Origin of the sequence: Xanthobacter sp., assembly GCF_041911315.1 — a bacterium.
Taxonomy (GTDB): Bacteria; Pseudomonadota; Alphaproteobacteria; order Rhizobiales; family Xanthobacteraceae; genus Xanthobacter; species Xanthobacter aminoxidans.
On sequence record NZ_JAYRPE010000089.1, the window covers coordinates 1 to 12416 of the forward strand.

General features: G+C 70.1%; 7 protein-coding genes and 1 pseudogene. 2 read left to right on the forward strand and 6 right to left on the reverse strand.

The features are described 5' to 3' along the window. Positions 1 to 1307 (reverse strand): annotated as a pseudogene (locus ACE3QW_RS24850) (DNA mismatch repair protein MutS); the annotation flags it as partial. Between the two features lie 197 nt (positions 1308 to 1504). On the opposite strand from ACE3QW_RS24850, the gene purH reads away from it, so the two are divergent. Next, the gene (gene purH, locus ACE3QW_RS24855) at positions 1505 to 3094 is read left to right on the forward strand and encodes a bifunctional phosphoribosylaminoimidazolecarboxamide formyltransferase/IMP cyclohydrolase (RefSeq protein ID WP_374254751.1); all 1590 of its coding nucleotides are present in this window, start codon (positions 1505 to 1507) and stop codon (positions 3092 to 3094) included. Between the two features lie 192 nt (positions 3095 to 3286). Here the strand turns inward: purH and ACE3QW_RS24860 are convergent, their stop codons facing one another. From ACE3QW_RS24860 to ACE3QW_RS24880, 5 genes are all read right to left on the reverse strand, one after another. Then, a complete protein-coding gene (locus ACE3QW_RS24860; protein WP_374254753.1) occupies positions 3287 to 4153 on the reverse strand; it encodes a hypothetical protein in 867 nt (288 codons plus the stop codon). A gap of 133 nt (positions 4154 to 4286) precedes the next feature. Further along, positions 4287 to 6407, reverse strand: a complete 2121-nt coding sequence (locus ACE3QW_RS24865) for a glycosyl transferase family protein (protein WP_374254755.1) — start codon at positions 6405 to 6407, stop codon at positions 4287 to 4289. A 19-nt stretch (positions 6408 to 6426) separates the two neighbouring features. Further along, the gene (locus ACE3QW_RS24870) at positions 6427 to 8775 is read right to left on the reverse strand and encodes a hypothetical protein (protein WP_374254757.1); all 2349 of its coding nucleotides are present in this window, start codon (positions 8773 to 8775) and stop codon (positions 6427 to 6429) included. A 1-nt stretch (position 8776) separates the two neighbouring features. Beyond that, the gene (gene wecB / locus ACE3QW_RS24875) at positions 8777 to 9979 is read right to left on the reverse strand and encodes a non-hydrolyzing UDP-N-acetylglucosamine 2-epimerase (protein ID WP_374254758.1); all 1203 of its coding nucleotides are present in this window, start codon (positions 9977 to 9979) and stop codon (positions 8777 to 8779) included. 291 nt (positions 9980 to 10270) lie between these two features. Further along, positions 10271 to 11098, reverse strand: coding sequence for a TlpA family protein disulfide reductase (locus ACE3QW_RS24880; protein WP_374254760.1), 828 nt, complete (start codon positions 11096 to 11098; stop codon positions 10271 to 10273). 16 nt (positions 11099 to 11114) lie between these two features. On the opposite strand from ACE3QW_RS24880, the gene argH reads away from it, so the two are divergent. After that, on the forward strand, positions 11115 to 12416 hold a 1302-nt coding region (gene argH / locus ACE3QW_RS24885), incomplete at its 3' end, for an argininosuccinate lyase (protein WP_374254762.1).

Sequence of the window (12416 nt, forward strand, 5' to 3'; positions counted from 1 at the left end):
GACAGATCGTCCGGCGCATCCGGGCCGATCAGGCCGGCGATGGCCAGCGCGCCGTCGAGGCCGTCGCGCACCGCCGCGAGATCACGCGGACCGCCCCGCTGCAAGGCGAGGCGAGTGACGGCGCGGGCCATGTCGGGGGCGCGGGCGAGCGCCTCCCTGAGCGCACGGCGCAGGGCGCCGTCCTCGACAAGATGCCCCACCGCATCATGCCGGGCGCGGATGGCGGCAAGGTCGGTCAAAGGCTCGGCGATGCGCCGGGCGAGGAGCCGCGCGCCGGCCGCCGTCACCGTGCGGTCCACGGCGGCGAGCAAGGAACCGCGCCGGTCACCGGAGGTGGTGCGCACCAGCTCCAGATTGGCGCGCGTGCCGGCATCGATGGCCATGATGCCGCCCTCCGCCTCCCGCACCGGGCGGGTGAGGAGGGGTTTCGCCCCGAGCTGGGTGCGGTCCACATAGGCGACCACCGCCGCGGCCGCGATCAACTCGGCGCGGGCGAAGGCGCCGAAGGCATCGAGCGCTGCGACGCCGTAGAAGTCCGCGAGCCTCTTCTCCGCCCCCGCCCCGTCGAAGGACTGGCGGGGCAGCGGCGTCACCGCCGGCAGATCGCGCAACATGGCGCGCAGCTCGGCATCGTCCATGAGCGCGTCGGAAACCAGCAGCTCCGCCGGGTCCACCCGCGCCAGATCGCCGGAAAGCGCGGCGCGCGTGGTGCCGGCCACCCGGAAGGCGCCGGTGGACATGTCGGTGAAGGCGATCGCATAGGCGAAATCCTCCGCCCCCGAGCCGGCCCGCACCCGCGCCAAAGCGGCCAGCACGTTCTCGCGCCGGGCGTCGAGCAGGGAGTCCTCGGTGATGGTGCCGGGGGTGACGAGGCGGGTGACGTCGCGCCGCACCACCGACTTACCGCCGCGCTTCTTCGCCTCGGCCGGGTCTTCCAGCTGCTCGCAGACGGCGACGCGGAAGCCGAGGGCGATGAGCTTGTGCAGATATTCCTCAGCCCGGTCGATGGGCACCCCGCACATGGGGATGTCCTCGCCGAGATGCTTGCCGCGCTTGGTGAGGACGATGCCCAGCGCCTGCGAGGCCTGCTCCGCGTCGGCGAAGAACAGCTCGTAGAAGTCGCCCATGCGGTAGAACAGGAGGCTGTCCGGGTTCGCCGCCTTGATCTCCATGTACTGCGCCATCATGGGCGTCACGCGCGTGTCGTCGGCCTTCGCGGCCGGAGCCTTGGCGGGCGCGGACGCCTCCTCGGGAGGCGTCTCTTCGGCGGCGGTGCTGGCGGCGGTCTGGGTGGCGGTCGGGCGCATGGCCGCACGGTATCGGGCGGGGCCGCGCCTGTCAGCGCGCCGGAGCCGCGCATCGACAGGAAAAGCGGGGCCGGCGACGCCTTCCCCCCGCTCATGCCTCCCGCCGATACCGGCCATGCATGCACGACGGCCCGCGCGGCTGGCGATGTGCGGTCATTGGTGCTAGGCGAGCGGCAATCTTTTCCCGGAGCCAATCGATGACCGCCGACATCCGTCCCGTGACCCGCGCCCTCCTCTCGGTGTCCGACAAGACGGGGCTGGTGCCGTTCGCGACCAAGCTCGTCGCCCATGGCGTGGAGCTGGTCTCCACCGGCGGCACCGCCAAGGCCATCGCCGATGCCGGCCTGCCGGTGAAGGACGTGAGCGAGCTGACCGGCTTCCCCGAGATGATGGACGGGCGGGTGAAGACGCTCCACCCCAAGGTCCACGGCGGCATCCTCGCCATCCGCGCCGATGCCGGCCATCAGGCGTCCCTCGCCGAGCACGCCATCGCCCCCATCGATCTGGTGGTAGTGAACCTCTATCCGTTCGAGGCGACCGTCGCCCGCAAGGCGGATTTCGAGGAGACCATCGAGAACATCGACATCGGCGGCCCCTCCATGATCCGTGGCGCGGCCAAGAACCACAACGACGTGGCCGTCGTGGTCGAGGCCGTGGACTATGAGGCGGTCCTGAAAGAGATCGCCGAGCACGGCGGCACCACCCTCGCCTTGCGCCGCAAGCTGGCGCAGAAGGCCTATGCCCGCACCGCCGCCTATGACGCGGCCATCTCCAACTGGTTCGCCCGCGAGCTGAAGGAGGACGCCCCGGCCTTCCGCGCCTTCGGCGGCAAGCTTATCGAAGCGCTGCGCTACGGCGAGAACCCGCACCAGTCGGCCGCCTTCTACGCCTCCGACGAGATCCGTCCCGGCGTCGCCACCGCGCGGCAGGTGCAGGGCAAGCAGCTCTCCTACAACAACATCAACGACACCGACGCCGCCTTCGAGGCGGTGGCCGAGTTCCACCCCGCCCGCACGGCGGCGGTGGTGATCGTCAAGCACGCCAACCCCTGCGGCGTGGCCGAGGGCGCGGACCTCGCCGCCGCCTACAAGAAGGCGCTGGCCTGCGATCCCGTGTCGGCCTTCGGCGGCATCATCGCCGTGAACCGGACGCTGGATGCCGAGGCCGCCCGCGCCATGGTGGAGATCTTCACCGAAGTGATCGTCGCCCCCGACGCCACCGAGGAGGCCATCGCCGTGGTAGCCGCCAAGAAGAATCTGCGCCTGCTCCTCACCGGCGGTCTGCCCGACCCGCGCGCGCCCGGCCTGACCGTGAAGACCGTCGCCGGAGGCCTGCTGGTGCAGGGCCGCGACAATGCCAGCGCCGATGACCTCGACCTGAAGGTCGTCACCAAGCGCGCGCCCACCGAGCAGGAGCTGACCGACATGCGCTTCGCCTTCCGCGTGGCGAAGCATGTGAAGTCCAACACCATCATCTATGCCAAGGACCTCGCCACCGTGGGCATCGGCGCCGGCCAGATGAGCCGGGTGGACAGTGCCCGCATCGCCGCCCGCAAGGCGCTGGACGCGGCCGAGGCGGCGGGCCTTTCGGTGCCGCTCACCAAGGGCTCGGTGGTCGCCTCCGACGCCTTCTTCCCCTTCGCCGACGGCCTGCTGGCGGCGGTGGAGGCGGGCGCCACGGCGGTGATCCAGCCGGGCGGCTCCATGCGCGACGCCGAGGTGATCGCCGCCGCCGACGAGGCCGGCCTCGCCATGGTCTTCACCGGCGTGCGCCACTTCCGCCACTGATACGGGGCTTCTCTCAGGCGCCGCGCGGGAGTTTTGGGGTTTACGCTCAATCGCCGCGCGGGCTTGGCGGGGCAACGCTCAAACGCCGCGCGGGCTTTTTTGGGGGCTGACGCTCAAACGCCGCGCGGGCTTGGTGGGACAACGCTCAATCGCCGCGCGGGCTCTGTGGTTGCCCCCTCGCCTGCGGCGCGATCAGCCCGCCATCAGCTGCTGCACGATGAGGCGGTCCACATAATGCGGGCCGTCGAAGACGAACACCTCGAACCCCTCATAGGCCTTGAGCTGCGGCAGCAGCTCCGCCGCGGTGGCGGCGCGGAACGAGCCGTCACCGGACGGCCGGAAAGCCTCGGCGATGATCTTGAAGCGGCGGGCGCCGAGGCGCTGGGAGATCACCTCCGCATAGCGGCGGGCCGCTCCCGGCGCGCGGGTGTAGATGCCGCAGCCGTCCTGGAAGAACAGCCCCACGTCGCGCGGCAGCCAGAGATCGATCCAGTCGGCGAGCGCCTCCGGGCCGACGTTTGAATTGTCGTAGCAGCTCACCCAGAGCGGGCGCGGGATCGGCGCGAGCGCCTCGCGCATGCGCCCCACGTCCTTCCAGGTCGGGTCGGCTTCCACGGGAAAATAGAATCCTGCCGGGTGGAACGGCAGCTTCTGCCGCGCCACCTTGGCCGACAGGGCGCCCAACTCCACCACATTGGCGCGGGCCCGAGGCTCGGAGAAGTCGCCGGCGAGCCCGGCGATGATCTGGCTGGCCCACGGCTCGCGGGCGATGCGCTTCCAGTTGGGCGCATCGGGAATGAGCTTGAGGCCGAGCTTCGGCAGCGGCACGAAGGCGGTGCCGTCGGCCACCAGCCATTGCACCAGCAGGCTGCGCGCGCCGATGAAGTCCCAGTCGCCGCGGGGATCGAGCGCGCCGCCATGGACCTGCCAGACGATGCCGTCGATGAGGGCCCCCGGCGGGCGGGAGCGGGCGCCGAGGGCGAGATCGAGGCCGATGAGGCCCGTTCCGGCCGCGGCGGCACCAAGGCCGAGCGCGGCGCGCCGGCTCAGCCGCGCCATGGTGTGCCTGGAGGGGAAGGCCGGCACGAAGATCTCGCTGTTGCTGGGGTTGCCCGGCCGGGACGGGCCGGGCCGGACTTGACCATGCGGGACCTGACCACGCCGGACGTGACCACGCCGGACTTGCCGAGGCTCATACCGGCGCGAGCGACGCGGCGACGCGGCGCTCCTGCTCGCGGATGGTGGCGCGCAGGGCTTCTTCCGTCACCACGCCGCAACGCACGAGATATTCGCCGATGCGGCCGTCCTCGTCGGGACGGTAGTTCTCCATGGCGGCCTCGAAGGCCTCGCGGCGCATGAGCCCCTTTTCCAGCAGCAGGTCGCCGAGCAGCGGCGGCGACTTCTGGCCGTCCGTATTGCCGGTCACGCCACGCAGCAGGCGCAGGCCGTCGTTGATCTCGCTCTCGCGGGCGATGCGCTGGAGCGGCTCGTCGCCCACCGCGCGGCGCAGTTCCTCCAGCGCCTTGTCGCCCAGCGGCGAAGGCACCGCGACGATGAGGCGGCCGCCCGGATCGCGCCCGATGGGCAGCACGCGCCGCCGCACCATCAGGTCGATGGGCAGGAGATCGTTGAACTGCCGCACCATCTGCTCGGTGACGACGGTGCGCGGCAGGTTGGACTGGAAGGCCATGGCTTCGGCCAGCGTCTCCTCGTCGAGCCAGCCGCGGGAGACGAGGATGCGCCCGAGCGGCTGCTGCCGCTCCGCCTGCAGCGACAGCGCCTCCTCCACGTGCTCCGGCAGCACTGCCTGCCAGGTGAGCAGAAGCTCGCCCAGGCGCTGGCGCTGCTGGCCCAGCTCCGCCTGATCGGGGAAGTCGTGGGTGGTCTTGTCCCACACGATCTTCCGGCCGAGGAAGACGTGGCCCATGAACAGCTTCCACGCGCGCACGGTGGCAGCGAAGTTGACGAAATTCGCCATCACCACGCGGGGAACGGACATCAGCCCCTGTTCCCAGCCATAGACCTTGGCGACGAAATAATAGCGCTGCAACAACCGTAGCGCGAACGCGACGGCGTTGCCGGTCAGCACCGCCAGCAACCAGGTCTCGGTGGCGAAGATGGAGGGATAGCGGGCCGGCAGCAAGCCGAGCTTTTCCGCCCCCATGAAAATGAGGAAGTGCGCCGCGACCACATAGGCCAGCACGGCCACGAGGGAGGTCACGATGCCCTTGCGGTCACGGAACAGGAAGTACTTGGTCGCCCAGTTGCCGCGCCAGCCCATGGAGCGCCAGCCCTGGAAGGCGATGCCCAGCGACCAGCGCGCCTTCTGCCGGTAGGAGGTGCGGAACGTGTCGGGGAAGAACTCGCGCACGCACAGCGGCATGGAGAGAAGGATTTCCTTCTGCTCGCCGAAGCCGAACAGGCTCTCGCGCTTGACGACGTATTCCACCGGCAGGCGGGCGATGATGGACTGCATGTGCGCCGCGGAGAGCCGGGCGCTGATGTCGTAGTCCTCGGTCAGGCTCGAGGTGTTGAACACCTCGCCCGTGCCGTCGGACAGAAGGTGCAGCATGGCCTTGCGCGAGAAGCAGGTGCCCACGCCCGCGGACGGCACCGAGCCGGCGACGCTCTCGCGGACCACGAGGTCCTTGGCGTGCCATTCGGCGAACTCGTCCATGTAGATGCCGGCCACCAGCTCCGACCAGTGGCGCTCCAGCGAGAGCACCGGCACCTGGATCAGGTCCTTGCGCGGCAGGAGATAGCTGAAATAGCGCAGCTCGAGCGGATGCAGCACGTCCTCGGCGTCGTGCAGCACCAGGCCGGCGAATTCCACGCCGGTCATCTGCTCGTGCTGGAAGATGGCGCGCACCACCGTGTTGAGGCAGTCGGCCTTGTTGGTGGGGCCGGGATTGCGCGTCTCCACCCGCACCAGCTGCTTGTAGCGCCGGCGCATGCGCTCAACCTCGGCAATGGTGTCGGGGTCGTTGGGATAAGTGCCGACGAAGATCACGTAGCGCCGGTAGTCCAGCACGCTCACCATGTTCTCGATCATGGCCGCGATCACGGGGGATTCGAGCCAGGCGGGAATCATGATGGCCAGCGGCTGCTCATCCTTCTGGTAGAGCGCGGCCGGAGTGAGCGGGCGGATGAACGGCTCGATGACGAAGCGGCGGTAGATCCGCCGCCCCCAGTACCAGGCATCGACGAACAGGTCGTCGAGGGACGAGATCAGGATGATGACCGCCACCCCGGCCGCCACGTATTCGACGAAGCGGATGTAATCGGCCAGGAGATAGGGCCAATAGAGTTCCATGGCGGCGGTCCCGATCCGATCAGTTGCCGCGGCGGCGCACTTGCGACGCGCGGATCAGCAGCAGGAAGAACAGGGCGGCGGCGCCGATGCCGAGCGGCAGGCCCCAGTCCGACGAATTCTGCCACAGCCGCTGCAGGGTGCCGGCCGGGCCGTCGGTGTCGGCGACGCGCACCGTGCCCGGGGCGGCGCCGGAGGCGGCGAGCTCGGTCAGGGTGCCGTCGACACCCACCAGGGCCACGTCGCCCTTCGACAGGCGCACGGCCTTCGCCGGGGTCATGGCCACGGGTCCGATGCTCTGCCACAGGATGCCGCGGGCGTCGTCGCCGCGCACCGCCTGCACCAGGGCCACGTTCTTCAGGCCGGTGATGTCCAGCATGCGGGCCTTCTCGTCGGCACCGACGATCAGACGGTCGCCGTCCACCTTGGCCTTCACCGCGACGCCCTGCACCGGCACGTCGAGGGCGAGGAATCCGCCGGTGGCGCGGAACGGCGTGCCCACGGAGGACACCTCGAAGGTGCTGGTGCCGGCCGGCATGCCGGCGGCGGCGGCAGCGCGCACCACGCGCGGCAGGCTGGCCTTGGCGGTGGCAAGATAGCTGTCGGGAACCAGCAGCTTGCCGCCCGAGGCCATGGCCGAGATCACGCCCAGGAAGTCACCGCCCGGCGCCGCGCCGCCCAGCTCGAAATGGCTGGTGGGCAGGACCGAGACCGGGAAGGCCTGAGGCGTCTCGCGGCAGCGGTCGCTCACCGGTTGGCGCTGGAAGGTCACGCGCAGCACGTTGCGGGCCGCGAGCGCATAGGGCGGCACGGCGGCCGTGACGTGCTCGGGGTGGCCGGTGGCGTCGAGGCGCTTTGCGGCCAGCAGCACGTCGTTGAGGAACACCGCCACCACCGGTTCGGAGGAAGAGGCGCCGGGCGCGGCCGCGACATCGAGGTTCAGCCGGCTCGGCAGGCTGCGGCCACCGGTGGCGGCGGCGAGATCGAACGTCACCACCCAGTCACCGCGGGCGAGCACGTCGAGGTTGCCGTCGGTCGGGCCGAGGCTGGACAGCGGCACGGAGGAAGGCTTCTCCGGCCCCACGTCCACCGCGCGGATGGTCACGGTCCCGGAGGCCAGCGAGGTCCGCCAGAAGCTGTCGAACAGCTGGGTGGCCTTGCCGCCGGCGGCGCCGCCGACCGCGATGATCGGGCGTCCGGCGAGGAACTGCAGGCTCACCTCGTCCGGGGCGATGCTGGATGAGCCGAGGCTCGCCGCCTTGGCCCGCCATTCCATGAAGGCGCCGGAGGCGGTGCCCAGGCGGGCACCGAGGGCGTCGAGCGCGCCGCGGATGCCGGACAGAAGCGAGACATCCGCCACCGCCACGTCGGCGCCGAGCGGGGAGCCGGGCATCACCAGAAGCGCGCCAATCTCGGACGCGTCGCGGATGCGGTAGCTCTTCACGCCGACGAAGCTGGAGAAGGGGGCGACCGCGCGCAGCGAGGCCGGCACGTCGACGTTGGTCAGGTCCACCTCGTCGCCGATGGAGGGCAGCGTCTTGACGACAAGGCGCTTGCCCGCGGTCTCGAGCGCAAGGCCGAGCCGCCATGCGGTGTCGTAGGTGTCCTTGGAGAGGGTGCCGCCGGCCACCAGCAGCGCGCCGGAGCCGGGCATGCCGCTCCAGGCGGTGGCGAGGCTGCGCACCTGCCCGGCGTCATAGCTGTAGGTGAAGCGGGTGGACGGGCGCAGCTTCAGCACGTTGCCGATGCCGCGTTCGTCGGCGCACAGCGCCTCGCCGATCACCGACGACCAGGCGGTGCCGAAGCGCACGAAGCCGGTCTCCCGCGGCCGATTATCCACCGAGATGGTGGCACTGGCGCTGCCGTTGTCGCCTTCGAGGCGCCGCGAGAACACCGGCGTGCTGTCCACCGAGAGCACCATGGTGGTGCGCCCGCCGTCGCCCCGCAGATACTCGCCGTCGACGGCGATGCTGGCATTCTCCAGCGGCACGCCGGCCGGCACCGGCAGATAGATGTCGCGGCGCGCATCCATGCCCTGCAGCACCACCGGCCCCTCGATGCCGAGATCGCCGAGGGTGAAGGACCGCGTGACGCGGGTGTCCGCCGCCCGCTCCTGGATGGCCGAGAGGATCGGGTCCACCGGCGGCACATAGGCCGGCGCCACATAAGCCGGCTGCTGGGCAACGGGGGCCTGGGCGACAGGGGCCTGGGCGACCACCGGCGGCGCCGGGTTGCGCGACTGCGCTGCCGCCGGCCAGGCCGAAAGCAGGCTCACCGGCAGCACGAGGGCGGCGGCCAGTGTGGAGAAGCGCCGGGGGGTGAAGCCCCGGGCGGCCCGGCCGGGGGCGATGGAAGAGGCAAGGTGTCGCATGTCAGTCTCTCACGAGCAGGGCGTCGAGGCCGGCGGGACGCCGAGGAGCGGACGCGGCAGGCGGGGATTGGAGGGGGGAAAATTCCTGCATCGGCCGCCCGCAGATGCAGTCCACGATCCGGCGGCAGGCCTGCCCGTCGCCGTAGGGGTTGATGCGTCCGGCGTAGGCCGCATAGGCCACCGGATCGTCGAGAAGGCGGGACACCGCGTTGACGATGGCGGCGCGGCTTGTGCCGACGAGCTGGACCGTGCCGGCATGCACCGCCTCCGGCCGCTCCGTCATCTCGCGCATGACGAGGACGGGCTTGCCCAGCGCGGGCGCCTCTTCCTGCACGCCGCCGGAATCGGTGAGCACGATGTGCGAGCGCTGCATCAGCCGCTGGAACGGCAGATAATCGAGCGGCGGCACGAGATGCACGTTGGGTCGGCCGGCGAGCGCCGCCGTCACCGGACCCTTGACGTTGGGATTGAGGTGGACCGGATAGACGATCTCCACATCGCCGCGGTCGGCGATCTGGTCCAGCGCCTCGCAGATGTTGCGGAACCCCTCGCCGAAATTCTCACGCCGGTGCCCCGTCACCAGAAGGATGGGCCGGCGCGGATCGAGGGGCGGAAGTTCAGCGTCGAGGGCGGCACGCAGGTCCGGATCGGCGTCGAGGCGACGCTGGACCGACTGGAGCGCATCGATCACCGTGTTGCCGGTCACGAAGACCTGCCCCTCGAGCTGCTCCGACAGAAGATTGTCGCGCGAGCCGGGGGTGGGCGCGAACAGGAGGTCGCTGCACAGATCGGCGACGCGGCGGTTCATCTCCTCGGGAAAGGGCTGGCCAAGGTGGTAGGTGCGCAGGCCCGCCTCCACATGCCCCACCGGAAGGCGGCGATGGAAGGCGGCAAGGGCCGCAGCCATGGCGGTGGTGGTGTCGCCATGGACCAGCACGCGATCCGGCTTCACATCCTCAAGCACGCTGTCGATCGCACAAAGCGCGCCGCCGGCAAGACGACTCAACCCTTGGTTGTGGGACATCAGACCAAGATCGAAGTCGGGCGTCAGGTCGAAGAGGCGGAGAACCTGATCCAGCATCTCCCGGTGCTGGCCGGTGACACAGACGAGCGACTGGATGGCCGGCTCCCGCGCCAGCGCCTGGACCACCGGCGCCATCTTGATCGCCTCAGGGCGCGTTCCGAAAATCGACAATATTTTCAATGGTCGCCACCGGTGATTCGACTTCGAATGAACGCGCACAGGCGTGCTGTCAAGAGCAAGATATACCAGCTCTTTTCGCGCAAATGAAAAAGGAGTGAAAGAAAGGTAAACGGCAGCGCCGCACCGTCGCCCCGGCAGCGCCTAGCTTCCCCATCCCCCTGGTTGCAGAGAACTCTGCCACCTGAAGGTTGCAAGAGCTTTAAGCGAGACGATATTTTCGCAGATTGGAACGCAGCGACCCAGTCGTGGCAGGTATCTTATTCCGCCAAGCGTCAGCTCAGCGGGCTCTCCTCAGCGGAACCCTGCCGAGCTGGCTGCCGAGCTGGAACCTGCCGCATCCGCCCGGCCGGCGCCGATGGCGGCCTTCACCAGCGCTTCCGCATCGGCACCGCCCCACTCCGCCGGACCCGCCAGATAGGCCATCTCGCAGCCGTCCCGATCGACGAGGAGGGTGGTGGGCAGGCCGAAGCCGCGGCCCACCCCGCGCAGGGCCTGGAAGGTCTTGGTCGCCGGATCGCTATAGAAGGCGAGGCTGTTCACGCCGATCTCGGAGAGGAAGGCGCGCGGCTTGTCCGGGTCGCGCGTATCGAGATTGACCGCCACCACCGCGAAATCCGGCCCGCCCAGCCGCTTTTCCAGATGGTCGAGGGCCGGCATCTCCTTGCGGCAGGGCACGCACCAGGTGGCCCAGAGATTGAGCAGCACCACCCGGCCCTTGAAATCCGCCAGCGTCACCGGCTTGCCGGAGGCATCGGTGAAGGTGAGCGGCGGCAGGCGGCGCGGCTCGCTCGCCAGCGCGATCGCGGCCAGCTCGCCCTTGGCGAGGGGCGCGAAGGCCCGCACCCGCTCCACCGTACCGGCGCAGGCGGGGTCTGCGGCCGCCCCGGAGGGGGCTGCGGCCGGCACGCTCGCCACGCTCTGGCCCTGCGGTGCATTGCCGGGGAGGCGGTTCATCCCGTATAGGGCGAGCGCGCCGGCCACGGCGCCCGCCAGCGTCGCCAGCGCGACCACGCCGATCGTCCTCACCGCGGAAGAGCGCCTCGCCACCGGCGCGCCCGGCGCGGGGCCGGTTGCCGTGTCCTGAGGGTCAGTCGCGCGGTTGTCGTCGGCAGTGGTCATCACCGGAGGGTCCGTCATGAGCAACAAGATGTGGGGCGGGCGCTTCAGCACTGCCCCCGACGCCATCATGGAGGAGATCAACGCCTCCATCGGCTTCGACCAGCGTCTTTATGCGCAGGATATCGCCGGTTCAAAGGCGCATGCGGCCATGCTGGCCGCCCAGGGCATCGTGGCGGCGAAAGATGCCCAGAAGATCACCAAGGGTCTAGACACGATCCTGTCAGAGATCGAGGCGGGCAAGTTCTCCTTCCGGCGCGAGCTGGAGGACATTCACATGAACGTGGAATCGCGCCTCGCCGAGCTGATCGGCGCCCCGGCCGGACGCCTCCACACCGCCCGCTCGCGCAACGATCAGGTGGCCACCGACTTCCGCCTCTACGTGCGCGACACGGTCGACGCCCTCGACGCCCAGCTCGCCGATCTCCAGCGGGCGCTGGCCGAGAAGGCGCTCGCGCATGCGGCCACGGTCATGCCCGGCTTCACCCATCTGCAGACGGCCCAGCCGGTGACCTTCGGCCACCATCTGATGGCCTATGTGGAAATGATGGCGCGCGACCGCAGCCGCTTCGCCGACGCGCGGGCGCGCCTCAACGAATGCCCGCTGGGCTCGGCGGCGCTGGCCGGCACCTCCTTCCCCATCGACCGCGAAGCGACGGCGGCGGCGCTCGGCTTCGACCGGCCCACAGCCAACTCGCTCGATGCCGTCTCCGACCGCGATTTCGTGATGGAGACGCTCTCGGCCGCGTCCATCTGCGCCATCCACCTCTCGCGCTTCGCCGAAGAGGTGGTGATCTGGACCTCGCCGTCCTTCGCGCTGGTGAAGCTGTCGGATGCCTTCACCACCGGCTCGTCCATCATGCCGCAGAAGCGCAATCCCGACGCCGCCGAGCTGGTGCGCGCCAAGGCCGGGCGCATCATCGGCGCGCTCACCGGCATCCTCGTGGTGATGAAGGGCCTGCCTTTGGCCTATGCCAAGGACATGCAGGAGGACAAGGAAGGCGCGTTCGATGCCTTCTCGGCCCTCTCCCTGGTGATCGCCGCCACCGCCGGGATGGTCCGCGACCTGTCGCCGGACGAGAAGCGCATGGCCACGGCCGCCGGCCAGGGCTATTCCACCGCCACCGACCTCGCCGACTGGCTGGTCCGGGCGCTGAACATCCCGTTCCGCGAGGCGCACCACATTACCGGGCGCATCGTGGCGCTGGCCTCCGACCGCGGCATTGCGCTGCACAAGGTGCCGCTCGAGGACATGCAGGCGGTGGACAAGCGCATCACCGGCGACGTCTTCTCCGTGCTGTCCGTGGTGCGCTCGGTGCGC

Excerpts from the sequence above, each read along its gene's own strand:
- purH (WP_374254751.1), top strand. The coding sequence starts at position 1,505 with ATGACCGCCGACATCCGTCCCGTGACCCGCGCCCTCCTCTCGGTGTCC.
- ACE3QW_RS24860 (WP_374254753.1), bottom strand. The coding sequence starts at position 4,153 with ATGGCGCGGCTGAGCCGGCGCGCCGCGCTCGGCCTTGGTGCCGCCGCG.
- ACE3QW_RS24865 (WP_374254755.1), bottom strand. The coding sequence starts at position 6,407 with ATGGAACTCTATTGGCCCTATCTCCTGGCCGATTACATCCGCTTCGTC.
- ACE3QW_RS24870 (WP_374254757.1), bottom strand. The coding sequence starts at position 8,775 with ATGCGACACCTTGCCTCTTCCATCGCCCCCGGCCGGGCCGCCCGGGGC.
- ACE3QW_RS24880 (WP_374254760.1), bottom strand. The coding sequence starts at position 11,098 with ATGACCACTGCCGACGACAACCGCGCGACTGACCCTCAGGACACGGCA.